The following is a 25,812-nucleotide window of genomic DNA, read 5'->3' as shown; positions in this document are numbered from 1 at the left end:
AGCTCATAACTTATGCCTTTGACGTTTACGCGCTTCAGTAAGAAACATTGTATAACCAAACTCTTTATAGTTTTGCATTATGCGTAGTGCATCTTGATACAAGAATTTATACCTACCACCAGATCCCACGCGAACAATTTGCTGTTCGACCTCAATATTTATACGGTAGAGTGATTGCTGCTCTGTGAGTTTTACGTCACATTGCAGGAATGCATTTTCTGCCTTGTTTGCATTAATGTTTTGCTTCAATGTGAAGACTCCAATATATCGTGGTTAAAATAGTGCGCGTCCTTGCGTGATCTAGATTCCTGTTTATCAACACTGATTAGCATGGGTTATTTTTTTGTGTGAAACAGAGGCTGATTGGTTTTATCTTTTTCTGACCAGAAATTGATATTAAATTGCGCGTTGTCTGATAACTCGATTCGGTGCCAATACTGCGGTGGACTTGTGGCAAACTGGCCAGCATGGATGACAATTTTTGCTTCAGGATCTTTTGCTTCTTCATTGGCAAAGCCGTAGTAGGTCACAGTACCTTCCATTACGCATAACTGACCAAAAACACCTTCTGCAGTATTATGGTGGGATAGGAGAGCGGCTGGCACTGTTTCTTTAGTAAAGAAAGGGGTAGAGCGTTGAATTGTCCAATGTGTTGGAATACGGAGATGGCTCATAATCACAACCTTTTTTGCTTGCATTTAAGTTGCATTTATAATGCATCTTTATGGTTGTGTTTTCAATAATAATTATCATTAGCGATCTTGCGGCAATGCTAAATGTAAGGATTATCCTTTTTTTTCAATGTATTAGTTGTTGAAAATAAAGGTAACAACCCTAAAATTATCCCAGATATAGCGCCGATTAAGTGTGCTTCTGTTGCTACACGTGCACCGATGAGAGCTTCTGAGCTCATAGAGCCGCCAAATATTTGCTCCCAGCTAATTTTAGCAATCAGTCCGAGCAGTATTAGCCAGCCGCCTTTCGTTTTCGTTTTAATATCCCGTACAGATCCCCAACCAAATAGGCCATGCAATACGCCGGAAAAGCCAGCGTACCAGCCCATGTTTGTGGCAAAAATACCGATCCCAATAACAAGCGATATTGAAATGATGAGCAGGGTGTACTGCTTAACCGCAATGTGTTTTCTAAAAATGAAAGTAATAATGATAAAAGCAAAGGCATTCATCAGAAGGTGAGGCCAATTGGTATGCGTGAGGTTTCCTGTTAGTATGCGCCACACTTCACCATTGATGATCAGGCTACGATCCCATACCAATATTGGTTGAATTGAGGGTAACTGCGCAATGGTCGCGAGTAGAACAGCAAACACTAAGTAATGACGAGTAGACAAGGCAACCTCATGAGTCGATATTGCGAACAATGTGGAAAAGCGAAGAAAGCTTGTATCTGCAAATGGATACAAACGATTGATGCTAAAACGCAATTGTGTATTTTACAACACCCCTCTGAAGTTAATCGTGCAATTGGCACTGCGCGGATATTGTCATTATCGTTGGCAAATAGTGCAATGTTTGTTGGAGAAGATTTTAGTCAGCATGAGGCGCTTAACGCATTGCTCGATGATCCTACACGTGATGTATGGTTAGTGTACCCAAGTGATACATCTACAGCGATCACTGAACTTGCTGCGCGTGAGCAAAATGTCACTCAAACAGAGAAATCCCTGACATTAATATTGCTCGATGGAACGTGGAAAAAAGCCTATAAGATGTGGCAATTATCGACCAACTTACATACGTTACCGACGGTGAATTTAGATAATGTGAGCAGCGGTAATTACAGAATTCGTAAATCGCCACGGGAAGCGGGTGTATCGACGGTTGAGGCGGGCTATTTGGCATTAACCGCATTAGAGGGGAATAAAACTGATTTTACGCCGTTATTAGCGACTTTCAATCGCATGATTGAGTTCCAAATACAGCAAATGCCTGTCGGTGTATTTGAGAAAAATTACGGCTAGTAGTATGTCTCCCCTCTTATTGGTATTGATATTGGGATAAGAGGGGAGGGTTGTTTAGAATCCGTGTCCTTCGCTACCAACACTCATCGCAGTTGTTGGATGGAACAGGGTGCTATATAAACGCTGCGCAAACCCATCTGTCATCCCTGAGATATAATCAGCGATTATCCGCATTTCATTTTCGTTATTGTCTACAGCATGTTGCCATCGAATTCGCGTGTTTTCAGGCAGCAGGCGTTCAGGATCAGAGGCAAAAGCGTCAAACAACTCCATGACCAATTGCTGTCCTTTGTATTCCAATAGCTGAATCTCAGGTTTCTTGACCACATACTCACTCACGAAGTGTTTGAGTATATTCAAAACACGCTCCATTGGTTCAGAAAGAAACGCATTCCATTGCAGCAAAGGTTCGTCAAAGCTATGTAAGCCATTTTGAATACTTGGGGCGATATGGATGGACGTGAGTAGGGCATTCACCATCGCACCGATGGCATCTTTGCGTTTGTGGTGTGAATCAAACAGCTGCTCACTCAAGGTGCTTATTCGCTCCTCTAGCCAGAGCTCGCCACATTCCGCTAACTGGCTAGCGGCGACTTCCTGCCATTGCTCTCGTGTGACAATACCCATCACGATGGCATCTTCTAAATCGTGAACACCATAAGCAATATCATCAGCGAGCTCCATGATGGAGCAGTCTAATGATTTAAATCGTGTTTTTTGATGAGAGTGCTCGTTTGTTTTTTCATCTCGCATTGCGCTGAATAAAGCGCGATCGTTATCACTTAGGCTATTGAGTACCCAATCAAAAGTCGCTTGGTCATCGCTGTATATGCCTTTGGCTGGATGCCAGTCTTTGGCTTTTAAGTGGCGATAATTGGTCACATCTGGCGGTATGATAGCAGCACGAGTTTGGTTGATAAAAGCGGGATACTTTAGCAAGCCTAATAGTGTTCGGCGGCACAGGTTCATACCGAAGTGCTCGGTATAAGGTTCTAATAAGGTCACGATACGAAACGTTTGTGCGTTACCTTCAAAGCCACCGTGATTGCGCATCATGTAGTTTAAAGCGACTTCACCACCATGCCCATATGGCGGGTGGCCAATGTCGTGAGCTAAACAAATGCTCTCCATTAAACTGGTCGATGGCAAAATTGTACGAAATTCGGGTTGTTTGATTTTGAGTTGCGCGACAATGCCGGTGCCGATTTGCGAGGCTTCAAGCGAGTGGGTAAGGCGAGTACGGTAAAAGTCATGATGCCCAGCGCCATGCACTTGTGTTTTGGCTTGAAGGCGACGAAATGCGGCTGAATGAAGGATGCGTGCGCGATCTCGTTGGTAAACCGAGCGATGATCGTTGCGACGTGTTTTTTGTTCGTTGCTGGTGCGGTTTTCCCATTCTTGGGAAAGAGTTAAGTTATCCATTAACTGATCTCATCCAACGTTAAGTTAAAGCTGTCGACAAACGTGGCGAGAAAATATTCCATCTCTGGTGTTGAGCGATTTGCTAAATTTTGCTCGATATTAGATTTCGCCTTGGCAAACTCATGGTTGCCAACGTTTAATTCTTCCAAGCATTTTAGATACGCACACAATGAATCGGCTTGCTTAACAATGGCGTATTCTTCTTGGTTGATTTTTTCACTATCAACCAGTGGCGCGTAATCATCGTGAAATTCGTCAGGCAGCATCGACAGCAATTTCTTTTCTGCTGCTAATTCGATTTTTTTATATTCTTCTGCGATAGCGGGATTGAAGTATTTTATTGGGGTTGGCATATCCCCCGTGATCACTTCGCTGCAATCATGAAACATCCCCAGTAGTGCAATGCGCTCTGGGTTAAGGTCGCCACCAAAATTTTTGTTTTTGATCAGAGCTAATGCGTGGGCAACAAAAGCGACTTGAAGGCTATGTTCTGAGATATTTTCATTGGATACACAACGCATCAATGGCCAGCGTTGAATGAGCTTCATACGAGCTAAGTGAGCAAAGAAATGACTACGTTTCATGATCGACTGCTTATAAGTTTATGAATAGCGTATGCTCAGCAGATAATGCTGATCTCTGTTGTATTAAAGGTAACAGAAAAACGAGAACTTGTGACAGCTTCAAATAAACAAAAGCCCCTGCAGAGCAGAGGCTTAAAAACGATGTTGTGATCGCTCGATGGTTGTTTAACCTGCCGCTTACTGGCGGTAGTTGTGCAAGAAACGCTCTAAACGTCCAATGGCGACTTCAAGGTCATCTACCCGCGGCAGTGTCACAATGCGGAAATGATCCGGTTTCTTCCAGTTAAAGCCCGTACCGTGTACCAGTAGTACTTTTTCTTGCTGCAAGAAATCCAATGCCATGCGTTGATCATCAACGATGTTGAATTTCTTTTGGTCCAATTTAGGGAATAAGTACAGCGCCCCTTTGGGTTTTACGCAAGTTACACCCGGAATTTGGGTGATTAAGTCGTAAGCTTTGTTACGTTGCTCTAATAAGCGACCACCAGGCAATATGAGTTCGTTAATGCTCTGGTAACCTCCGAGTGCCGTTTGAATCGCATGCTGCATAGGGACATTGGCACACAAACGCATCGATGCCAGCATTTCTAAGCCTTCAATGTAGCCTTTGGCGACCCCTTTCGGGCCTGAAAGTACCATCCAACCAGCACGGAAACCACAGACACGGTAAGACTTTGATAGGCCGTTAAATGTGACACAGAAAACATCTTCAGCCAGTGGTGCAATAGAAGTGTGTTGTGCACCGTCGTAGAGAATTTTATCGTAAATCTCATCGGCAAAAATGATCAGCTTGTGCTTACGGGCAATTTCTACTACTTCTAATAAGAAGTCTCGGCTATAGACTGCACCTGTCGGGTTGTTCGGGTTTATCAGTACAATCCCGCGAGTATTGGGTGTGATTTTCTTTTTAATATCGTCTAGGTCGGGATACCAGTCTGACTGCTCATCACAGATGTAATGCACAGGAGTACCACCAGAGAGTGATACAGCCGCCGTCCAAAGTGGGTAGTCCGGTGACGGTACTAAAATTTCATCTTGATAATTAAGTAAGGCTTGCATCGCCATTACAATCAACTCTGACACGCCATTACCGATGTAAACGTCTTCAACATCTAAATCGAGTAGGCCGCGCTTTTGGTAGTGCTGAACAATGGCTTTACGCGCAGGATAAATGCCTTTTGAGTCACAATAACCTTGCGATGTTGGCAGGTTACGGATCACATCGACGAGAATTTCATCAGGGGCATCAAAACCAAATGGGGCGGGATTCCCAATGTTGAGTTTAAGAATTTTCTGACCTTCTTCTTCCATGCGTTTGGCATGCTTAAGAACGGGTCCACGAATGTCATAACATACATTGTTGAGTTTGGAGGACATCCCGATGTTCTGCATTTTACTTACCTGAGAATAATGACGATATTTCATTAAATTACACGATAAAATGGATTGAAATAAATACCTTGCAGAAAATAATCAGGCAAAATAGTTTTTTCTGTTATTAAATTCTGTTTTAGCCAGTGATATCAACTGGTCTTTCTGTGCGATTTCAACGCGAGAATAAACCGAGGTCGTGGAATGACGGTTTATGACCAGATATGAAAACTCATGTTGAGTAATGACTTTATTAGTCAGATTGGGATTAGTGCGATAGAATGACGTTCTAATTTATGGTTATACCTATTTACTGTGCGAATGCTTTTCGTATTGGTATAAAATTCTGGTATAGCGAAGGTAGAATTTGTGTCCAGTGATAGGCGCACTAACAATCAGCCAGGGATGAGCCGGAAGGTGCTAGAGAGCTGAGTGAGGTTACCTTGACCGCGTTACAAACTGCTGTTGAGCAATTAATCCAAAAGATTCAACACGCTTCAAAATCAACTCAGCGTTTGATGGTAAAGATGAATTTACCGACAAACACTGATCTTATTGACTGGATGGATGCCCAGCCTCTTTTTCCAAAGTTTTATTGGCAATCGCGAGATAGCCGTGAAGAAGTGGTGGCTCTTGGTCAAATAAAGACATTTACAGACCCCTTGGTCGCCGAGAAAGTCTTAGCTGACGATCAACGCGTGTGGGGAGGGCGTTCATTTGATGGCCGCACGGATCGTAATCGTCGTTGTTTATCTTCATTTTTCTTTTTACCGCAATGCGAAGTGATCCGTATGGATAACAACTGGCATTTAGCGGTGAATTTATCTGAAAGCTCGACAGTGCGTGAGCAGTTGATCGCAGCCCTGAATAAACTAACCAATTCGACCCCACCGATTAGCCAAATTCGCTCGAATGTGATTGGTCGCACTCATGCGCCTGATTTTACAGGTTGGTCGAACATGATTGGTGATGCTTTAGATGCTATTTCACAAAAAGTATTTGAAAAAGTCGTATTGGCCCGCCGTACCACGCTTAAATTAGATACGCCAGTTTCCCCTGCACAGTTACTCAAAGCGAGCCGAAGCAGTAATACCAATAGCTTCCATTTTATGATGGCCCTTGATGCTAAGCATTGTTTTATCGGTTCAACACCAGAGCGATTATTTATGCGCCATCACCTCGATATTAAAACCGAGGCTTTGGCGGGCACGATAGGGCGCGGTGCTAATGAAGCGGAAGATGGTCGCTTGGCGCAGTGGTTGCTCGATGACAGTAAAAACCGCTATGAAAATCGGTTAGTGGTTGATGACATTGTCAGTCGCTTAAATACCTGTTGTCATGATCTTGATGTGGCTAAAACCCCAGAGCTGGTACGTCTACGAAAAGTGCAGCACTTAAAGCGTCGTATTGGAGGTCAGTTAAAAGACCAAATTTATAACGCTGATCTATTAGATAACTTGCAACCGACCGCAGCTATTGCAGGCTTGCCACGTGATAAAGCGTTAGATTTTATTTCCACACATGAGCCGTTTGCTCGTGGTTGGTATAGCGGTGCAGTTGGCTTCTTAAGCCGTCAACGTAGTGAATTCTGTGTCGCTATTCGTAGCGCTTTGATCATGGGAGAGGAAATTCACTTATTTGCAGGCGCAGGTATTGTTCCGGGGTCAACCGCAGACAGTGAATGGAAAGAGCTGGATCGCAAAACGTCGACGCTGTGTAGCTTGCTAAATAGTAATGAAACGGAAATGGAGCGCCAGTCGGCATGACGCAACCTTTAATGCCTTCAACTACCTACCGAGCAGCCCTTAATCAATGTTGGGCTGACTTGATGCTTGAAGAGCTAAGCCGTTTAGGTGTTCGAGATGTTTGTATTGCACCAGGATCTCGCTCAACACCGCTAACACTAGCGGCGGCAAATCACCCGAATCTGACTATTCACACACATTTTGATGAGCGTGGTTTAGGCTTCTTAGCACTCGGGTTAGCGAAAGCCAGTGACTTACCCGTTGCTGTTATCGTGACTTCAGGAACGGCTGTCGCGAACTTATTACCTGCTGTTGCAGAGGCAGGCCTAACGGGTGAAAAGTTGGTTTTACTGACTTCTGACCGTCCCGCAGAATTGATCGCTTGTGGGGCGAATCAAGCGATTGTCCAAGCGGGGATTTTCTCCTCTCATGTTACCGCTTATCACGACATTCCTTCTCCCAGCCTTGATGTGCCTGCGGCATGGTTATTAACAACGTTAGATGAAGCCATGCATCAACAAGTACTACTTGGTGGTGCGGTGCACTTCAATTGCCATTATCCTGAGCCTTTATACGGCGAACTTCACGCATTTAACGAGTACCTTGCGCCAGTTGCTGAGTGGCAACGAGACAAGATGCCTTATCTGACCTTTCAGTTAGGGACGTCATCGGCTTTGCCTGCTATCGACACCCAGCAATGGGCTGAAATCCATCATGGCCGCGGCGTTATTATTGCGGGTAAGTTATCGCCTCATGCGTTTTCAGCGGTTGAAGCTTTAGCGAAGCAGTTGGGGTGGCCATTATTGGCTGATCCCCAAAGTGGTGGAAGCTCGGCATACCAAGGTTTTGATGTATGGTTGCAAAATGAAGCGTGTCAGCAGCTTATTTCGCAAGCCGATACCTTGCTGCAATTTGGAGCTCGTCTTGTTTCGAAGCGATTGGGCCAATTTATAGCAGCGAACACTTGGTCTCATTATTGGCTAGTCGATGCTTCTACTGGTCGGTTAGATGCTTCTCACCGTCGTGGGGTGCGCATTCAAGCTAATTGTCTACAATGGGCTGAACAGGCGTTGCTGCGCTTCGCTGAGATCGCGGAACAACCTGCTTATAGAGGGTGGGGGAAGGCGCTAGAGAGTGCGAATTCCGAGTATCAAGGGTTATTACAGTCGCAGACTGATCAGCTTAGCGAGTTAAGCCTTGCTTACCATTTACCTCGCTGGGTCAATGTAGAAACCGAATGGTTTTTGGGTAATAGCCTTATTGTTCGCTTACTTGATATGTGTGGCAGCTTGCCTACTGCGGTTACCTTTGCTAATCGTGGAGCATCGGGTATTGATGGTTTGATTGCAACGGCTGCGGGCATACAACGCGCACGACAAGTGCCGTTAATTGCGCTTTTGGGTGATACGTCTTTGCTTTATGATTTGAACTCACTGGCGTTATTGCGTGCACCATCGACACCTATGGTGGTGATAGTGACGAATAATGATGGTGGTGGGATTTTTGATTTGCTGCCTGTTCCCAGCGATCAGCGTGATGACTTCTACCGCATGCCACATGGGCTTAATTTTCAGCATGCGGCTGCAATGTTTGGCTTGAACTATGTTTGTCCGCAAAGCTTATCGCAAACTGAAGAGGCGGTTCGTCAAGGTTTAGCACATACAGGGACGACGTTAATTGAAGTGAAAACGCCCGCAGGTGAAGCTGGCGAAGCCTTAAAAGCCCTTTTTGCTGAGGTGAAAAATGCCTCTCTACTCTGAGAGTTATTACCCCAATGACCTAGCCTTGTTGCAGAGTAAACCTACCTTGGTCTTTCTGCATGGGCTATTGGGAAGCGGTCAAGATTGGCGTGTTGTAGTTGATTCTTTAGCATCATCTTTTCACTGTATTACCCTTGATTTACCGGGGCATGGCCAGAGCCATTGTGTTTCTGTGGCTGATTTCCCACAGGCAAATACTGCGATAAAACGCACGTTAGCTCATCGTGGGATCAAGGATTACGTTTTGATTGGTTACTCGCTGGGTGCTCGTTTAGCCATGTACCATGCGGTCGATGACTTTACAAATAAGCAAACAGTTGTCGTGAATAGCGCTGAATCAGCGTTTAACAATCAACCAAAACTCAAAGGCTTGGTGATTGAAGGTGGCCATTTTGGGTTACCGCAGACAGAACGTGCTACAAGATTTGCAAATGATGAAAAATGGGCGCATCGTTTCGCTCATGAGCCGATGCATCAGGTTTTAACCGATTGGTATCAGCAAGCGGTATTTTCATCACTGGATCATGACCAAAGACAAGGTTTGATCACAAAACGCAGTGATAACCTTGGTGCTGATATTGCAAGTATGATGATGGCGACGTCGTTATCAAAGCAACCCGAGTTATTGCCTGAGCTACAAAAGCTCACAGTGCCTCACTGTTATATTTACGGTGAGCACGATGAAAAATTTAAACGCTTGGCACAAGCATCAGCAATAGAAAATATTGCTGTGGCAGGTGCGGGGCATAATGTACACATTGAGCGACCTTATGCGTTTAGTGAGTGCGTCCAAGAGTTTGTTAAACGTTGTTGAGTGCTTTCACTTTCACAACGCAGTTAAAAAAGATTAGGAAAACATCATGGCTAGAACTGTAGGTCTGACAGAAGAAGAATTGTATGCACCGGCTGAATGGGCTGATTGCTCTGAAGGTTACGAAGATATTCTTTTTGAAAAATCAGCGGATGGTATCGCAAAAATCACCATCAACCGCCCACAAGTACGTAATGCATTTCGTCCGCAAACGGTCAAAGAAATGATCGATGCACTAGCAAACGCACGTTACGATGAAAATGTAGGTGTGATTGTACTGACTGGTCAGGGTGAAGATGCATTCTGTTCTGGCGGTGATCAGAAGATCCGTGGCGATTACGGCGGTTACCGTGACAGTGACGGCACTCACCACCTAAACGTATTGGATTTCCAACGCCAAATTCGTACTTGCCCTAAGCCTGTGATTGCAGCAGTGGCGGGTTACGCTGTTGGCGGTGGTCATGTCTTACACATGATGTGTGATTTAACGATTGCTGCTGATAACGCGCAGTTCGGTCAAACTGGCCCTAAAGTCGGTTCATTTGATGGCGGTTGGGGTGCATCTTACATGGCTCGTATCGTGGGCCAGAAAAAAGCGCGCGAAATTTGGTTCCTTTGCCGTTTCTACGATGCACAAGAAGCATTGGATATGGGCTTAGTAAACCACGTTGTTCCTTATGCAGAACTTGAGCGTGAAACTGTTCGCTGGTGTCGTGAAACACTACAACATAGCCCAATGGCATTACGTTGCTTGAAATCGGCGCTAAACGCAGACTGTGATGGCCAAGCGGGTCTTCAAGAGCTTGCGGGTAACGCAACCATGATGTTCTACATGACAGAAGAAGGCCAAGAGGGTCGTAACTCATTTAATGAGAAGCGTCGTCCAGACTTCAGCAAGTTCAAACGTAACCCATAAGGCTGCCGATATGAGAAGTGCAAAATTATATCGTTATGAGCTACCTATGGATTCAGGGGTGATTTTACGCTCTCAGCGTTTAGTGACTCGTGAAGGTTGGGTTGTTGAATTACGTGATGGTGACAAAGTGGCTTTTGGTGAGATTGCCCCTTTACCTGAATTTAGCAATGAAACCGCGGCACAAGCGGGTGAGCAAGCCCAACAGCGACTTGAAAGCTGGATTGCAAGCGAAGATGCTGCATTTGACTTGAATGATACCTACCCATCCGTTGCGTTTGGTTTAAGCGTGGCTGAATTAGAGTTGGCAGGTGGACTTCCAGCGGAAGGTAATTATTTAGTTGCGCCACTGTGTTCTGGTGACCCTGATGACTTGGTTGAACAACTAAACCAAATGCCGGGTGAAAAAATAGCTAAAATTAAAGTAGGTATGTATGAAGCGGTGCGTGATGGCATCGTAGCAAACATGTTTATTGAAGCGATTCCTGATGTAAAACTGCGTTTAGATGCGAACCGCAAATGGACGCCAATCAAAGCGCAGCAGTTTGCGAAATACGTTAAACCAGAGCATCGTGCTGGTATCGCTTTCCTTGAAGAGCCATGCATGACGCCAGCTGATAGTTTGGCATTTGCGAAAGAAACCGGCATTAGCATTGCGTGGGATGAAACCGTACGTGATGAAGGCTTTGAAGTTAAAGCTGAAGACGGCGTGGTTGCGATTGTGATTAAACCAACGCTTGTTGGTTCTGTTGCTCGTTGTATCTCGTTAGTTGAACAAGCTCATGCCGTTGGTTTGACCGCGATAATTAGTTCGAGCATGGAATCAAGCCTAGGTCTAAACCAACTTGCGCGTTTATCGCAATGGCAAACGCCTGCGGTGATCCCTGGGTTAGATACCATGCAATTATTTAAAGCACAATTAGAGTCGGTATGGCCGGATTGTGATTTACCGGTGATACCGCTTTCAGCACTCGAGGTGGTATGGCAGAAGTAACAACACACTTCTCCACATGGCCCTGGCAACATTGGGCAACAGAGCGGCCGTCAGCGGCCGCTTTGTCGTTTGGAGAACAAAGCTTTAGCTGGCATGAAGTGTCTGAACGTATCGAAGAGTACGCTCAAGGCTTAATCGAGCAAGGTATAAAGCGTGACCAGTTAGTCGCTGCGATTGCGCCTAATTCGGTGCAGTTGGTCTGGTTGTTTTTAGCAACGATCAGGATCGGGGCACGTTATGTTGGTTTGAATCCAAGATTCTCAGATGTTGAGTTAAATGACATTCTTGATGAACTAAAACCACAAGCTATTTGGCTACCTCCGAAATCGACTTTTCTTCCGTCGTTGCAAGAGCAAACACCAGCTTCGGTGAATACTGGTCAAATATTACGTTTGTTACCCGCTATTCAGCCTCGCCTTGTACCTGTAACTTGGCAGCCATCACGCGCTGTGACTTATACGTTAACATCTGGTTCGACTGGGTTACCGAAAGCGGTTGTACACACGGCAGAGCAGCATTTGGCGAGTGCTGATGGATTACTGAGCCTGATGAATTTCACAGCAGATGATTCATGGTTATTATCACTGCCTTTATTTCATGTTTCAGGCATGGCCATTGTATGGCGTTGGCTGTACCGCGGCGCTTGTATTGTGATCCCTAAAGCATCAGATTTCTCGGAAGAGCTGCAGCAAGTTACCCACGCATCGCTTGTTCCGACGCAGTTGCAACGTTTACTTACCGTGACGTTAACGGATACTGCCCAGCATCAGCTAAAGGAAGTGTTACTCGGTGGTGCGGTGATCCCACCTACGTTGACAGAGCAGGCGGAGCTAGCGGGTATTGCTTGCTGGTGTGGTTACGGCATGACTGAAATGGCATCGACAGTAACAGTGAAACGTGCCGATGTAAGTAGTGGGGTTGGGCATGTGATCCCGCATCGAGAGTTGCTGGTTAAAGAGGGTGAGATCTTTGTGCGTGGTGCGAGCTTATGTTTAGGCTATTACCGTAATCAAATGATTTTTCCTGCTACAGACAATGCATGGTTTAGTACTGGCGATCTGGGTGAATGGCAAAATGATGAACTGTTTATTCTTGGCCGTGCGGATAACATGTTTATCTCTGGTGGCGAAAATATACAGCCCGAGGCGATAGAGAAGGTGCTGTTAACTCACCCTAAAATCGAACAAGCGTTTGTCTTGCCGCGTGAAGACGATGAATATGGTCAGCGCCCCATTGCTATTATAACAACGGCATTACCGCTAGATGTTGGCCTAGTGGCTGAGTTAGAGCTGTTTATGGCAGAACAGGTAACAAGTTTTAAAAGGCCTGTAAGCTACTTTACTTTCCCTGAACACCTTCGTGGGCGAGGTATTAAGGTATCACGTTTACAGCTAAAGCAATGGTTAGAGACATTGCTATAAAATGATAGGTGTCAGGCAGAGACAAGAAAGGCGCTATGATAGCGCCTTTCTTGTTTGTGTTTTCTAGGTAAGCCAAGTGGCGGGCGATTTTTTGTTTCCACAGCTCTCGCAGAGTTGCCACGATCTATTTAACCAACCTGCATTAACCAATTAATATTAACCAAGGTTGTCACGCAGCTGTGATACTTGATCATGCAGTAGTTGGCTATTGGCATTACTTGTCGACATGGAGTCACCGGCAACAACAGTGACTTTTGACCAAAATCGTTTTGGTATTTTCAGTATGGCCTTACCACCTTCGCGACTAAAGTAACTTCCCCATAGGCCTTGTAATGCAATGGGAACCACTTTAACGGATGGGTTGGTACGCTTTAGCACAACATCAATTCCACGCAGGAAGGGCCCCATCTCACCAGTGTAAGTGAGTTGGCCTTCAGGGAATATACATACCACATCACCACGATTTAAACGCTCACTCGCTTGGTTCAACGCAATGGCAACAGAGCGGCGATCTTCGGCATTAATGGGAATGACATTACAGGCATCACAGAACCTTTTAACAAGCGGTAGACTGTAAATATCCTCATCCATTAAAAAGCGAATTGGACGTGGCGTCGCACCTGCTAATATCAGCGCATCCATGTAAGTGACGTGATTACAAACAATCAGTACGCCTCCTGTTTCAGGAATATTGGCTAAATTCTTAGGCTTAACGCGGTACATAGTGTGAGTGACAATCCACACCATGAAACGCCAAAAGAAATTGGGTACTTGGCAGTAAATATAACAGACTGCCACCAAGTTCATCATCGCCAGCATGAAGAAAAACTGCGGGATCCCCATATCTAATATCGATAGGCAAACAATCGCAGTCACTGCGCTCATCACCATGAACAAGGCATTCCAGATATTGTTTGCGGCAATGATCTGAGCTCGTTCTTCAGGTTTTGCTCGGTTCTGCATCATGGCATACAAAGGCACGATAAAAATACCACCTGATACACCTAGCATGGTTAGCGAAATGAACACACGAAGTAATTCTGGGTTCGTCACAAATGCTAAGAATGAATCAGCAGTAGCAATTGTCGCTGGCGTGGCAAACATGAGGTCAGCGGTGAAAATCGTGATTCCCAAACTACCTAGTGGGACGATACCAGGCTCAATTCTATGATTCGACAAGCGGTCACAAAGTAACGAACCAATGGCGATACCAATGGAAAATAGTGCGAGTAAGAAAGAAACAGATGCAGCATTACCACCTAGGTACTGTTTAGCAAAGTTCGGGAACTGCGTTAAATAACAAGCGCCTAAAAACCAGAACCAGCTAATGCCAATCACACACTGAAAAACAGTTTTATCTTGGCGAGCCAGCTTCAACGTATGGCGAGTTTGACGCCAAGGTTGCCATTTAAAAGCGATATCTGGTGTGCTTGGTTTTGCTTCAGGGATCCAACGTGATGTCAGGTAACCCATAACGGCAAAGCTCACGACGCTAATTGCAGCAATAAGTGGTGCTTGCTCTTGGTTCGCAATAATGCCCGCCAGTAAAGTACCGAGCAAAATAGCGACGAATGTACCTGTTTCAACTAATGCGTTGCCAGAGACTAACTCTTCTTTCTTTAAGTGTTGTGGCAGTAGTGCGTATTTTGCAGGACCAAAAAATGTCGACTGTGTGCCCATAAGGAACAACAGCACCAGTAACAGCAAGTAACTCTCGAATAAGAAAGCAACAGCCGCTAGAGACATGATGATTATTTCAGCAAATTTCACAACGCGCATGATTTGTGCTTTATCGTATTTATCGGCTAAAACACCCGCTGAAGCTGAAAACAAGAAAAATGGCAAAATGAACAGACCTGCAGCAAGGTTAATTGCTAAATCTGAACTGAAAGGAAGTGCACCAGGTGCTGAAAAGGCAATCAAAATCAATAACACGTTTTTATACACGTTATCGTTGAATGCCCCTAGCGCCTGAGTCAGAAAGTACGGTAAAAAACGTTGTTTTGTTAGTAGCCGTGACTGAGGCTTGTTACTCATTGTTTGCTCCGCTTATTGTTGCCAAGCGGCTAAATAAGTATTGAGCAAATTATCGATCAGAGCTTTGCCATTAACGGGTGTAGAGGTAAATAATTTATCGTCTACTGACAGTAGAGTAATACCATGCACACCAGCCCAAATAACGCGACTTGCTTCAAGAATAGATTCATCGCTATTGGTTGGGTTGATATCACGGATTAGCTTTTCAAGCATGCCTGTCATATTGTTGATACGATCAGATTGCCAGTCAGGTAACTGCTCACCATTCATCGTATGTTGGAAAATAAGCTGCCAACGGTATGGGTTTTTAGAGGCAAAATTTAAGTAGCTGTACGCTAGTTTACGTAGTGCATCTTCTGAAGACGTTGCGCTATCCATTTGCACAGCAGCTTCAGCAAATAATTCATCAAGAGTTTGGGCAACAGAGTGAAGTAGCAAAAGGTTGTAGTTACCAAAAACGTTGACTAGCGTACTTGGTACATAGCCAATCATTGCGGCAACTTTGCGAAGGCTAAGTTCGTGATGTGGGTGCTCACTTAAAAATAGCTTCACTTGCTCCAGTGTCATACTTACCAACTCTTCACGAGTGTGGTCATTTCGTCTTGCCATTAAAGTTGTCTCTTTGAATATAATAATTTTAATTCAGCTACATTTCATTGGTAAGCCCTCACCTAGAAAACTGAATTATAGCTGCACAATATAGAACGATGTTCGATATTTTAATCCTTACATACACCTTTGGTCAAGGTGTATTGAAGCGTCGTTTTTCATTACAAAACATGTTGTGAACCCTCTCTCACTCTAGGATAGATAGGCACTAGAGTGTCAAATTAATGACGAGCTAAGCGTGGCTTTTCTGACTGTTTTCGACTGACACTTGATCATTCAACGTCCAAAAATCGACCAATATCCCAATCAAGAAAAAGCCAAACGTACATAGATACAGGATGCCTGTGATCCACTTGCCCATATACATGCGGTGTACACCCAAAAAGCCAAGGAATGTCAGTAATAGCCAAGCTACGTTGTAATCGACATCGCCCGCGCGAAAACGCATATCTGCTTCACGATCCATCGACGGAATAAGAAACAAATCAATTAGCCAACCGATGCCAAAAAGTCCCAAGGTTAAAAACCAGATGGTGCCTGTAACGGGTTTGCCGTAATAAAAACGGTGCGCACCTGTAAAACCAAAAATCCATAAGAGGTAGCCAATTACTTTACTATGCGTGTCTTGCATCTTGTGTTCACCGTATGTGTGGTCGTTCATTATGACAACCCTTATAGCTTAAGTATTAGCATTACCATGAAGGCTAATAAAGTCTAATTTGCTTAAAAAGTGTTGAAATAGGGGATATAAACGAAACGGTAACATTTTGAGATACCTGTGTGATTGACTTTCCAGCACTTACAGCTACGATGCTGGGAGCTTATTTTGGCAAAGGTATTTTTGATGAAACGCTTTTTCACACTTTTTGCTCTTATTGTGTCGGTAACCTTTGTTGCACCACATGCAGATGCAAAGAAATTTGGTGGCGGTAAATCTTTCGGTAAGAGCTTTAAAACAGCACCTGCGAAAAAACAACAGCCGCAACAAACGGATTCAATTGGTAAACAAAATGCGAATCCAGCTGCTCAGTCTGGTAAAAAAGGCTTGATGGGCGGTTTAATGGGCGGTCTGCTTGCTGGTGGTTTACTAGCTGCATTCTTCGGTGGCGCTTTTGATGGTATCCAGTTTATGGATATTTTGATTATTGGCTTGATTGCGTTTGTCATTTTCAAACTCTTTAAGACAATGCGTGGCGCAAAATCGACCCCTATGGGGCATCGTGAAGCTTATGCGGGGAATTCCCCACAGCAGCAAAAACCTCAACATCATCAAGCTTCGCAAGCAAACAATGCATCAAGTGCACAGCCTAACCATGGTTATGCTTCAACAGACAGTGATGTACCATTTAACTTGCCGCCAAACTTCAATATGAATGCATTCTTGAGTGGTTCTCGTGATCACTACCGTGTTATTCAAGGAGCTTGGAACCATAACGAGCTAGAAAAAATTCGTGAATATGTTTCACCTGCACTTTTTGCAGACCTTTCTGGCGAACGTGCGAAACAAGAAGGCGAGCAACATACAGAAGTGATGTATGTGGATGCTGAACTTGTTCGTGCTGATTATGATGCCAACATGGCGCAGCTAAGTATTCAATTCTCTGGCCGTTACAAAGACAGTAATGAAGGCGTTGAAGAAGATATTACCGACGTATGGCATTTGGAGCGTGATTTAAAGGCTCAAAATGCACCTTGGTTAATTGTGGGTATTCAAGCATAAACTGTTGAAAAAACATTCAATATTAAGACCGCTCTTTTAGGGCGGTTTTTTTTCATTTTGCGATCTTTGAGCTATGTCGCTTTATTCGCGATATAGAGTGGCAGAGATATGATCTCATCACCTATTTTTATTATGGCTAGCCGCTAGTATTAATGCAGCACTAAATATAGATAATGAGGTACCTATGCCATACAACAATGAACTTGTCGCTGAACTAAACCTGTTAGTTAAATTTCCGATGCATAGTGATTTAGAAGGGATCAAAGTACGTACAGATGCTACGCCTGAGTTGGTTGATGCAGCGAAGCGTCTATACGCAAAAGGATTAGTTACTCAAGAAGATGGTGGTTACCTAACATTCTCAGGCCATCAGGCGGTAGAGCATGCAAAATCAGCACTACGCATTTTAACGGGGAAAATGGCGTCGTAAGCGACGTTTCATAACCCAGCAAGCATTGTTACTCTGACTACTGAGTGAGCGTCGTGATACGCTAGCGAGACTCAGGTTATGCTTTCTAGCTCTGTAATATTATCCAATGCTTGCTGGTTAGTTGTACCACAAAGATCAGGACACGCTTTAAAGTGATGACACACTTTAGGGCGTTCTGGTTTCCCAAAGAGCTTACATAAATTCTCTTCATTTAACTGTACACAGCGTGTTCCCGCAGGCTTACCATTTGGCATTCCTGGTATGGGGGACGAAATGCTAGGGGCGATACAGCATGCTCCGCAGCCTAAACGACATTCCATAACTCTACCTATACTCTTACATGTGGTTCGTATGAGCACACAGCTCAAAATGGACGCGAACGTTATCACTCTTGTTATAAACGGTCAAAAAAAGCCGTATATTTACTGATTAGATAAGAGTGATTATTATTCCATAGTGAATTGTTATCTTGCCGGCGGCTAAAGCTTGCACTTTGTGCTGTGGCTCGCTATAACACCGCCTTCTTTGCTTGATCGAGCGGGGAGTCACAAGATAAAGGTGGTGAGTATGACGCAGTTTTGGCAGCAAAAAGATTTACGTGATATGACAGACGATGAGTGGGAATCGCTGTGTGACGGCTGCGGAAAATGCTGTTTACATAAGCTTATCGACGATGCTACCGATGAGATTTATTACACCAATGTAGCTTGTAGCTTGCTTGATGATAAAACGTGTTCATGTAAAGACTATCCAAACCGTTTTGAATCCGGTGAAGAGTGCTTAAAGCTGACACGTGATCGCATTGATGAATTTGTCTGGTTACCTGAAACCTGTGCTTATCGCATGTTAGCGGAAGGTAAGCCTCTGCCGGAATGGCACCCACTGATCACAGGTTCTAAAGATGCAATGCATAAAGCACGTGAATCAGTTCGCGATCAAGTGGTTTATGAGATCGATGTAATTGATTGGGAAGACCACATCTTAAACCATCCTAATCGTTAGTTTAGCCTTGGCTAAAGACTAAAACCCAGCTTGATGCTGGGTTTTTTAGATCTGTACGGTTACTTCAATATTTATATAAACCATTTTGGTCTATAAATAATAGAAGCACCTTCATCGTCATTACAGGCAGGTATGATTATGAACGAAACCAAAACAGCTATTCGCACCAAGCCGTCAAATCTTAATGAGACCGAGAGCTTAGACCATATCTTATGGGACGATTATAGCTATAGGTATAATTGCGAACACTTTCTGGATAATCAAGGTGCTGGATTTAACCTTGAGACGCTTCACTCTAACTATCCAGATGATTAGTCTGATTACTGTTCGCTATCATGTGCTCGTTGTAAGATCTCGATAATCGGCGCTGTTTTATTCAGGCTACGAATATCAACGAACAGCTCTTTAGCTTGTGGGTATTCGTGGCGTAGGTAAGCGAACCATTGTTTGACACGGTTCGGATAATATAGCCCTTTGTCGCCCTTGATCTCATACTCTGAATATTTGAGTAGTAGTGCTAAAACATCAGGCCATGGCATATGTGCATGATTATGTTTAACGACATTACATAAGTTAGGCAGGTTTAGGGCACCACGGCAAACCATTAACGCATCGGTTTGGGTTGCTTCTATGCAGCGTTGCCCATCTTGGTAATTCCACACTTCACCATTGGCGATAATCGGCATGCGTAAGCGTTGGCGTAGCTGCCCAATATAATCCCACTTGATTGTGTCTGCTTTGTAACCATCGATTTTAGTTCGTGCGTGAATGGCAATTTCATCTGCACCTGCTTGTTGAACAGCATCGGCAATTTCAAAGCAGTGGTTAGGATCATCCCAACCCAAGCGTACTTTCGCTGTCACAGGCTTTGTTGGGTGAACGGCTTCACGTACTGATTTTACGATTTGATAAATTTGTTCTGGATCTTTCAGCAGTACAGCACCACCACGGCTTTTATTCACCGATTTTGCAGGGCAACCGAAATTGATGTCTACGCCAGCAGACCCTAACTGATGGGCGCGATAGGCGTTCTCTGCCATCCAATGTGGGTCTTGGCCAAGTAACTGAATACGAACTGGCGTTCCAGCTTGCGTTTTACCACCTTGGCGCAGTTCAGGGCAAAAGCGGTGGTAGACACTATTAGGTAATAACTGGTCGACTATGCGAATGAACTCTGTCACGCATAAATCATAATCGTTGATTTCGGTAAGCATCTCGCGCATCAAATGATCCAAGACGCCTTCCATCGGCCCTAATATTACTCGCATGACTATTTTTTCATCCCACCTATTGAAGGGGCGTGATTGTAGTGGGGAATGCGAGCAATGTCATCTAGGCGAAGAGATCTTTTCCAGCAACTATGGTGGTTGGTGATGATTCATTTGCGGGATTGAGCGCATGGGTCAGCATGATCTTTGCGACTTGATCCGCAGGAATAGGGGTGAGGTTCGCGAAAGGGCCTGCCATTAAAGGGTGAAGAGTATCGAAAAGCCCTTGAATAAAAGCCTCATCTTTACGAGGTTTAGAGCGTTCGCCTTTCAATGGGCCAGGGCGAACAAAGGTGCAATGTTCAAACCCCATACTTTTGACTGCACGTTCCATCTTGCCTTTGCAACGTAAGTAATGGGAAGGTGACAAAGGATGGGCAAATAAGCTTGAGACAACAATGATATGGTTTACCCCAAGCATCTTCATGGTAGAGGCCACGTCTTTGACTAATTGAAAGTCAACGGCTTTTAAGGCAGCGTTAGATCCTGCCAGTTTTCGGGTGGTACCTAAACAAATAAAACCGATTTGAGGAGTGGGGGCTGACGCTTCCCATTCGGTCACTCGCAATTCAGGGTGGATGACTTGCACTAGCTTTTTACTACGGAACGGTAACTCTCTACGAGCAATTGAATATACGGTGGCAATGTCATCATGCGCCAGTAACTGATGAAGTAATTCATCACCAACTAAACCACTGGCTCCTGCAATCACTGCGTGCACTTTTCCCTGCATTATTCGTGTCCTTTACCTTGTCAGCATATTTACTAATGCGTAGTTTTGCCTCTAATTATGTTTTGTTTCAACACTTTTACATAAAAAGATTCAATTTTATTGACCTATCTTAAAAGTCGTTTCGCTTTTAGGTAACTGGCAGCGAATGATGAGTGCTGTATAATCCGCGTTAAACTACAGTTTGATTAATCGGATTACTCCATGATGACATTAATGACGCTTCCTACTGATTGGGAAGGCATGCCTGCAGCATTTATTGAAGGCGCACTATTAGCCGCGAATGCAAACCCTAAGCCTTTGGAGCCAGAGGTGTGGCTTCCTGTTCTGCTAGAAGGTGATACAGCGGATCTTGGCGTTGCTATGTCTGATGAGCACAAAGTGGCGGTGTTAAACCATTTTGAGCTGCAATACCGTCATATTAAAGCCGGAGAGTATGACTTACCTGCTGAAGTTTGCTGGAGCGAAGCGGAGGGGGTAAGCGAAAGCTTGGCGCATTTTGCTGAGGGCTTTCTATCCGTATGGCCACATATTGAACCTGCATGGTCTGAGCAGACGTTAGCTGGCGGTACAATGAACATGTTGTCGGCGTTGATCACAACGTTGATGTTAGCGATGAATGAAGAAGAGACGCTGGCACAGATGGAAGCGGCTGGTATTAATAATATGCCTGCACCTTCGGCTTTATATCCGCAACTTGAAATCATGCTAACAGAAGTTGTGATGGCTGCTGATGAACTGCAAATTGGGACTGGCGCTGTTGCCGTCAACCCATATAAGAATATCGGCCGTAATGATCCTTGTCTGTGTGGCAGTGGTAAGAAATTCAAGCAGTGCTGCGGTAAGTAATTTGTTATGGCGACGAATGAAAAGCCATGTATCACCGTGGTAGCAGGTGTAATAGAAAAAGATGGGCTGTATTTATTAGCACAACGGTTTGATAGTGCGAGCCAAGGCGGGCTGTGGGAGTTTCCAGGCGGTAAAGTGGAACATAATGAAACACCAGAGCAAGCACTTGAGCGTGAGCTTACTGAAGAGTTGGCGATTCAAACTCAAACTGGCACTTGGCTGGCTGATAGCGTATTTGACTATGGTGATAAGATCATTGAGTTAAAAGGCTACATCAGTCACTGGTTGTCGGGAGAGTGTGTACTTTATAGCCATCAAGCCATGGTATGGGTGGCGAAATCACATATCAAAGATTACACCTTATGCCCAGCTGATTACCCTATTGTTGATGCTCTGATCGCGCAAGCATAATAGCCTCATGTAATGAAAAGGCGTTCACTTCACAGTGAACGCCTTTTTGATTTTTAGTGGTTTATTACCGCAGAGTTTGTCACAGGTGGTTATGCTTCTTTTTTTGCTTTGAAACCAACAAGCTGTGCGATAACGATAATCGCAAGTGCGACTAAGTTTGCCGCAAAGATAATAACTAACCATTGCGGCATCGTTTGGCCCATGAACATCCACACGACTTTTCCACAGTCACCGTAAGCTTCAAATACACCAGGTATCCATTGGTTTAATGGTGCCCAGCTTGGGAACTGGACGAAAAGATCACAAGTGTTGAATGGCGATGGGTTTAGTTGATAATCGACATGCTTGATCGACAGCATAAGACCTTCATAAGCACTATAGCCCCAGCCCGCTAAGCCCAACCAACGCACAATTGGGTTATGAGGGGCAGTTAAACCAATCAATGCCGCAATAGCTATACCAAACATAGCGACACGTTCGTAGATACACATTACACATGGCGGTAGCTTCATTCCGTGCTGAAAGAAAAGCGCACTTCCTTCAAAAAAGACTATAAATGCCAGCAGTAATAGCCACGATGAGCGACGTTTAGAGAATGAATATAAAAATTGCATTGAATCGTCTCTTCAATTAGTTCATATGCCAGCGTAATAAACGCATTGGCGTATAGGTCAGTTGGATAAATATAATATAACAAAGCCCTGACAAATCAGGGCTTTGTTGGTAGTCAGACCATTAAAGTGACGTAAAATTCAATTAATGTCCAGCAGCCGGTGCAATTGTTGATACGGCTTCAGCTGTGTTGTGAACTAACCAGCCCATATCGTAGAACCATTCCGTCATTGGCACTAGCATGAATTCAATCCCTGCTAAGCCGACGAGAGTTAGTACGATAGTGTATGGCAGTGCCATGTACACCATACGACCGTAAGATAGGCGAATTAACGGTGCAAGTGCTGACGTTAGAACAAATAAGAAAGCGGCTTGACCATTTGGCGTTGCGACTGATGGTAAGTTAGTACCGGTATTAATCGCCACGGCTAGCATATCGAATTGGTCGCGAGAGATTACACCATGAAGTAGTGCAGATTTAACTTCGTTAATGTAAACCGTACCCACAAATACGTTATCAGACACCATCGACAGTAGACCATTGGCCACATAGAACATGGTTAGCTGCGCACTACCTTCTAGGCTTAATACCCAAGTAATGATTGGCGTGAATAGCTGCTGATCGATAATAACGGCAACGACAGAGAAGAACACGGCCAACAGCGCCGTAAACGGCAATGCTTCTTCAAAGGCTTTACCAAGCGCATGCTCTTCAGTAATACCAGTAAACGATGTCGCGAAAATGATTACGGTTAAACCGATTAAACCCACAGCGGCTAAGTGCATTGCCAAGCCTACGATTAACCATACCGCGATGATCGCTTGAACAATCAGTTTTGCGTAATCTAGATTAGTACGGCTTTTACGTTCTTCGTTATCAAAATCAACCAGAATCTTACGAACGTTTTCAGGCAATGCGGCACCGTAACCACAAAGGTGGAATTTTTCGACTAACACACAAGTTAGCATACCGCAGAAAAACACAGGAATAGTTACTGGGGCCATACGTAGAATAAATTCACCGAAAAGCCAGCCTGCTTGGTCAGCAATGATCAAGTTTTGCGGTTCACCCACCATGGTCATTACGCCACCCAGAGCCGTACCTACACCGGCATGCATTAGCAAGCTACGTAGGAAAGCGCGGTAGTTTTCTAAGTCATCACGGCTCACTTCATGGATGTTACTATCCGTCGTGTGGTCATGGGCCGCATGGGGCTCTTGTCCCGAGGCAACCTTGTGATAAATGCTGTAGAAGCCTACGGTAACACTGATGACAACGGCAATAACGGTCAGCGCATCAAGGAAGGCTGATAAAAAAGCCGCCATGATACAAAAAGACAGTGAAAGTAGGATTTTAGAACGAATGCCGATCAGTATTTTGGTGAAAATGAAAAGCAGGAGCTGCTTCATGAAGTAAATACCAGCGACCATAAAGACCAAGAGTAATAACACTTCAATATTAGCCACAAGTTCATGTTTCACTTGTTCGGGGCTGGTCATGCCAATGGCGACAGCTTCTATCGCCAATAAACCACCGGGTTGTAGCGGGTAACACTTCAACGCCATTGCTAGCGTGAAAATAAACTCAATAACGAGTAACCAGCCAGCAGTAAAAGGGTCGATTACAAAAAATACGATTGGGTTGATGATTAGAAACGAAATGATCGCAACTTTATACCAATCAGGTGCTTTGCCTAAAAAATTCTTAACGAAGGCGTTTCCCAGCGAAATAGCCATGTATCAGGTCTCTTGTTATAAACGCAAACTAATAAAAATACCCAGAAGGATACCAAGGTTAAATAGATAGAACCTAAAAGGTATACATGATCTGGCAGCTGTCATGCCTTTATAGTCAAGAGAGAAGGCTCAACCATTGATGAGTGGTTAAATATTCTAGTGAGACCCTCTAAGCTAAACATCATTATATATGGTGTTTAACTTAAAGCAGGCAGCAGCTTCCATTCAGCTCCCAGTTCTTTCGGTGCTAACTGTACAGTTTGATCTGGATCAGTCAAGTTGTGTGTGATGAACAACTTTATTTTACTGCAATTTCATTCCAAAACGGGAGTTCTGATGTGCCAGAATTCCAGCCCTGCAATTTACATTTATTGCTTTCAATATAATTTGCGTTACGTCAAATTTTTGCTTGTGTTAAAAGTAAAATAAGATTGAGCATTTTGGCAAATTTCGTCATATCCTTTTCTGGTGGTATGATGAGTTTATAAGTATAAGCAAGAAGCGATTGGAAAAAGAATTAAATGGTTATAAAGGCTGATAGTCCAGCAACATTTGCTGAGAAATACATCATTGAAAGTATCTGGAATAATCACTTTCCTCAAGGTTCAATCCTGCCTGCTGAACGTGAACTTTCGGAACTTATTGGTGTAACGCGCACCACGTTACGAGAAGTATTACAACGACTAGCGCGTGATGGTTGGTTAACCATCCAACACGGTAAACCAACCCGTGTAAATAATTTTATGGACACATCGGGCTTAAGTATTCTTGATACACTTGTGACGCTAGACGGGCAAGATGTACAACGTGTACTAACTGATTTGCTTTCAGCTCGTACCGATATAAGTAGTGTCTTCATGCGTTATGCAGTGAAAGGCAATAGCGAAGAATCAAGTGAGCTAATTGATTCAATCATTCACTCATGTGAATCATTGCTAGCAGCTGAATCTTTTACTGCCTACATCGAAGACAACGAAGCAAAAATTCAGTTGTTGAGTGAAGTGAAGAAAATCACAGATAAGTACGGTAAAGATCAACCTGAACTGTGCGAAGCGATTTGTCGTGCACGTGCTTTCAACTACTACGACTACCTTTTATTCCAAGGTATGGCAGCTAAGTCGGGTAATACACTATATGTATTAACGATTAATGGCTTACGTAAGATTTATACCCGCGTAGGCGGTTATTACTTCATGAGCCAAGAAGCGTGTGAACTTGCACTTGAGTTCTACCGTGATTTGAAAGCGATCTGTGATAATCATCAGCATGAATTAGTCGCGGAAAGAATCAAAAAATACGGCCGAGACAGCGGTGTTATTTGGTATAACAACCGTGAAGAGATTGGCCGCTACATGCATGAGGAAGAACAATAATTTCAAGCGAAAACCCTTAATATTCTTATACT

At 44.1% G+C, this 25,812-nt stretch carries 27 protein-coding genes; 13 read left to right on the top strand and 14 right to left on the bottom strand.

Annotation, left to right across the window (positions count from 1 at the left end):
* Window positions 1-3: 3 nt before the first annotated feature.
* The 3 genes from OCU87_RS12220 to rrtA form a co-directional block, all read right to left on the bottom strand.
* Window positions 4-249 carry a hypothetical protein gene (locus OCU87_RS12220; protein ID WP_261857260.1) on the bottom strand — a complete coding sequence of 82 codons (246 nt, stop codon included), beginning with the start codon at window positions 247-249 and terminating at the stop codon, window positions 4-6.
* 86 nt (window positions 250-335) lie between these two features.
* Window positions 336-674: a DUF1971 domain-containing protein gene (locus OCU87_RS12215; RefSeq protein WP_261857259.1), complete on the bottom strand. Its 339-nt coding sequence runs from the start codon at window positions 672-674 to the stop codon at window positions 336-338.
* 98 nt (window positions 675-772) lie between these two features.
* Window positions 773-1,351, bottom strand: coding sequence for a rhombosortase (rrtA, locus tag OCU87_RS12210; protein WP_261857258.1), 579 nt, complete (start codon window positions 1,349-1,351; stop codon window positions 773-775).
* A 9-nt stretch (window positions 1,352-1,360) separates the two neighbouring features.
* Between rrtA and OCU87_RS12205 the strand changes: the two genes are divergently transcribed.
* Window positions 1,361-1,981 (top strand): tRNA-uridine aminocarboxypropyltransferase, encoded by a 621-nt coding sequence (locus tag OCU87_RS12205; protein ID WP_261857257.1) that lies wholly within the window; start codon window positions 1,361-1,363, stop codon window positions 1,979-1,981.
* A 54-nt stretch (window positions 1,982-2,035) separates the two neighbouring features.
* On the opposite strand, the gene OCU87_RS12200 is transcribed toward OCU87_RS12205, so the two are convergent.
* From OCU87_RS12200 to OCU87_RS12190, 3 genes are all read right to left on the bottom strand, one after another.
* The gene (locus tag OCU87_RS12200) at window positions 2,036-3,403 is read right to left on the bottom strand and encodes an anti-phage deoxyguanosine triphosphatase (RefSeq protein WP_062690958.1); all 1,368 of its coding nucleotides are present in this window, start codon (window positions 3,401-3,403) and stop codon (window positions 2,036-2,038) included.
* Window positions 3,403-3,987, bottom strand: a complete 585-nt coding sequence (yfbR, locus tag OCU87_RS12195) for a 5'-deoxynucleotidase (RefSeq protein ID WP_261857256.1) — start codon at window positions 3,985-3,987, stop codon at window positions 3,403-3,405. Before yfbR ends, OCU87_RS12200 begins: the two co-directional genes overlap by 1 nt.
* 177 nt (window positions 3,988-4,164) lie before the next feature.
* A complete protein-coding gene (locus OCU87_RS12190) occupies window positions 4,165-5,379 on the bottom strand; it encodes a pyridoxal phosphate-dependent aminotransferase (RefSeq protein ID WP_062690960.1) in 1,215 nt (404 codons plus the stop codon).
* Between the two features lie 422 nt (window positions 5,380-5,801).
* Here OCU87_RS12190 and OCU87_RS12185 point away from each other — a divergent pair, with 422 nt between their 5' ends.
* Genes OCU87_RS12185 through menE form a run of 6 tightly spaced genes read left to right on the top strand, consistent with a single transcriptional unit; the run spans window position 5,802 to window position 13,002 of the window.
* The gene (locus OCU87_RS12185) at window positions 5,802-7,124 is read left to right on the top strand and encodes an isochorismate synthase (RefSeq protein ID WP_261857255.1); all 1,323 of its coding nucleotides are present in this window, start codon (window positions 5,802-5,804) and stop codon (window positions 7,122-7,124) included.
* On the top strand, window positions 7,121-8,863 hold the full coding sequence (gene menD / locus OCU87_RS12180) for a 2-succinyl-5-enolpyruvyl-6-hydroxy-3-cyclohexene-1-carboxylic-acid synthase (protein ID WP_261857254.1): 1,743 nt from the start codon (window positions 7,121-7,123) through the stop codon (window positions 8,861-8,863). The genes OCU87_RS12185 and menD overlap by 4 nt, the downstream gene beginning before the upstream one ends.
* The gene (menH, locus tag OCU87_RS12175; protein ID WP_094956990.1) at window positions 8,847-9,677 is read left to right on the top strand and encodes a 2-succinyl-6-hydroxy-2,4-cyclohexadiene-1-carboxylate synthase; all 831 of its coding nucleotides are present in this window, start codon (window positions 8,847-8,849) and stop codon (window positions 9,675-9,677) included. Before menD ends, menH begins: the two co-directional genes overlap by 17 nt.
* 46 nt (window positions 9,678-9,723) lie before the next feature.
* Window positions 9,724-10,590 carry a 1,4-dihydroxy-2-naphthoyl-CoA synthase gene (gene menB / locus OCU87_RS12170; RefSeq protein ID WP_062690963.1) on the top strand — a complete coding sequence of 289 codons (867 nt, stop codon included), beginning with the start codon at window positions 9,724-9,726 and terminating at the stop codon, window positions 10,588-10,590.
* Window positions 10,591-10,600: 10 nt separating this feature from the next.
* Window positions 10,601-11,581: an o-succinylbenzoate synthase gene (gene menC, locus OCU87_RS12165; protein WP_062690964.1), complete on the top strand. Its 981-nt coding sequence runs from the start codon at window positions 10,601-10,603 to the stop codon at window positions 11,579-11,581.
* Window positions 11,569-13,002: an o-succinylbenzoate--CoA ligase gene (gene menE / locus OCU87_RS12160; RefSeq protein ID WP_062690965.1), complete on the top strand. Its 1,434-nt coding sequence runs from the start codon at window positions 11,569-11,571 to the stop codon at window positions 13,000-13,002. Before menC ends, menE begins: the two co-directional genes overlap by 13 nt.
* Window positions 13,003-13,158: 156 nt before the next feature.
* On the opposite strand, the gene OCU87_RS12155 is transcribed toward menE, so the two are convergent.
* The 3 genes from OCU87_RS12155 to OCU87_RS12145 form a co-directional block, all read right to left on the bottom strand.
* The gene (locus OCU87_RS12155) at window positions 13,159-15,039 is read right to left on the bottom strand and encodes an MFS transporter (protein ID WP_062690966.1); all 1,881 of its coding nucleotides are present in this window, start codon (window positions 15,037-15,039) and stop codon (window positions 13,159-13,161) included.
* A gap of 12 nt (window positions 15,040-15,051) precedes the next feature.
* Window positions 15,052-15,648: a TetR/AcrR family transcriptional regulator gene (locus OCU87_RS12150; RefSeq protein ID WP_062690967.1), complete on the bottom strand. Its 597-nt coding sequence runs from the start codon at window positions 15,646-15,648 to the stop codon at window positions 15,052-15,054.
* A gap of 232 nt (window positions 15,649-15,880) precedes the next feature.
* Window positions 15,881-16,279 carry an NINE protein gene (locus OCU87_RS12145; RefSeq protein WP_062691018.1) on the bottom strand — a complete coding sequence of 133 codons (399 nt, stop codon included), beginning with the start codon at window positions 16,277-16,279 and terminating at the stop codon, window positions 15,881-15,883.
* Between the two features lie 213 nt (window positions 16,280-16,492).
* Between OCU87_RS12145 and OCU87_RS12140 the strand changes: the two genes are divergently transcribed.
* Together OCU87_RS12140 and OCU87_RS12135 are read left to right on the top strand one after the other, a co-directional pair.
* Window positions 16,493-17,368 (top strand): Tim44 domain-containing protein, encoded by an 876-nt coding sequence (locus OCU87_RS12140; protein WP_261857253.1) that lies wholly within the window; start codon window positions 16,493-16,495, stop codon window positions 17,366-17,368.
* Window positions 17,369-17,552: 184 nt separating this feature from the next.
* On the top strand, window positions 17,553-17,798 hold the full coding sequence (locus tag OCU87_RS12135; protein ID WP_062690969.1) for a TIGR02647 family protein: 246 nt from the start codon (window positions 17,553-17,555) through the stop codon (window positions 17,796-17,798).
* 71 nt (window positions 17,799-17,869) lie between these two features.
* Here OCU87_RS12135 and OCU87_RS12130 read toward each other — a convergent pair whose 3' ends face one another.
* The gene (locus tag OCU87_RS12130) at window positions 17,870-18,118 is read right to left on the bottom strand and encodes a YkgJ family cysteine cluster protein (protein ID WP_062690970.1); all 249 of its coding nucleotides are present in this window, start codon (window positions 18,116-18,118) and stop codon (window positions 17,870-17,872) included.
* A gap of 247 nt (window positions 18,119-18,365) precedes the next feature.
* Here OCU87_RS12130 and OCU87_RS12125 point away from each other — a divergent pair, with 247 nt between their 5' ends.
* On the top strand, window positions 18,366-18,800 hold the full coding sequence (locus OCU87_RS12125; protein WP_062690971.1) for a YcgN family cysteine cluster protein: 435 nt from the start codon (window positions 18,366-18,368) through the stop codon (window positions 18,798-18,800).
* A 320-nt stretch (window positions 18,801-19,120) separates the two neighbouring features.
* On the opposite strand, the gene dusC is transcribed toward OCU87_RS12125, so the two are convergent.
* Window positions 19,121-20,068 (bottom strand): tRNA dihydrouridine(16) synthase DusC, encoded by a 948-nt coding sequence (dusC, locus tag OCU87_RS12120; protein WP_261857252.1) that lies wholly within the window; start codon window positions 20,066-20,068, stop codon window positions 19,121-19,123.
* Between the two features lie 64 nt (window positions 20,069-20,132).
* A complete protein-coding gene (locus OCU87_RS12115; RefSeq protein ID WP_094956994.1) occupies window positions 20,133-20,801 on the bottom strand; it encodes an NAD(P)H-binding protein in 669 nt (222 codons plus the stop codon).
* Between the two features lie 201 nt (window positions 20,802-21,002).
* On the opposite strand from OCU87_RS12115, the gene OCU87_RS12110 reads away from it, so the two are divergent.
* Both OCU87_RS12110 and OCU87_RS12105 read left to right on the top strand, forming a co-directional pair.
* Window positions 21,003-21,647 carry a YecA family protein gene (locus OCU87_RS12110; RefSeq protein WP_094956995.1) on the top strand — a complete coding sequence of 215 codons (645 nt, stop codon included), beginning with the start codon at window positions 21,003-21,005 and terminating at the stop codon, window positions 21,645-21,647.
* Window positions 21,648-21,653: 6 nt separating this feature from the next.
* Window positions 21,654-22,058, top strand: a complete 405-nt coding sequence (locus OCU87_RS12105) for a (deoxy)nucleoside triphosphate pyrophosphohydrolase (RefSeq protein WP_261857251.1) — start codon at window positions 21,654-21,656, stop codon at window positions 22,056-22,058.
* An 89-nt stretch (window positions 22,059-22,147) separates the two neighbouring features.
* On the opposite strand, the gene dsbB is transcribed toward OCU87_RS12105, so the two are convergent.
* Entirely contained in the window at window positions 22,148-22,672 is a 525-nt protein-coding gene (gene dsbB / locus OCU87_RS12100; RefSeq protein WP_261857250.1) for a disulfide bond formation protein DsbB, read from the bottom strand.
* A gap of 142 nt (window positions 22,673-22,814) precedes the next feature.
* On the bottom strand, window positions 22,815-24,407 hold the full coding sequence (gene nhaB / locus OCU87_RS12095) for a Na(+)/H(+) antiporter NhaB (protein ID WP_261857249.1): 1,593 nt from the start codon (window positions 24,405-24,407) through the stop codon (window positions 22,815-22,817).
* Window positions 24,408-24,928: 521 nt separating this feature from the next.
* On the opposite strand from nhaB, the gene fadR reads away from it, so the two are divergent.
* Window positions 24,929-25,780, top strand: a complete 852-nt coding sequence (fadR, locus tag OCU87_RS12090; protein ID WP_062690976.1) for a fatty acid metabolism transcriptional regulator FadR — start codon at window positions 24,929-24,931, stop codon at window positions 25,778-25,780.
* Window positions 25,781-25,812: the final 32 nt, after the last annotated feature.

Source organism: Photobacterium sanguinicancri (genome assembly GCF_024346675.1).
GTDB lineage: Bacteria > Pseudomonadota > Gammaproteobacteria > Enterobacterales > Vibrionaceae > Photobacterium > Photobacterium sanguinicancri.
Note: the sequence above shows the minus strand (reverse complement) of the source record. Positions and strands in the feature narration are given on the sequence as shown.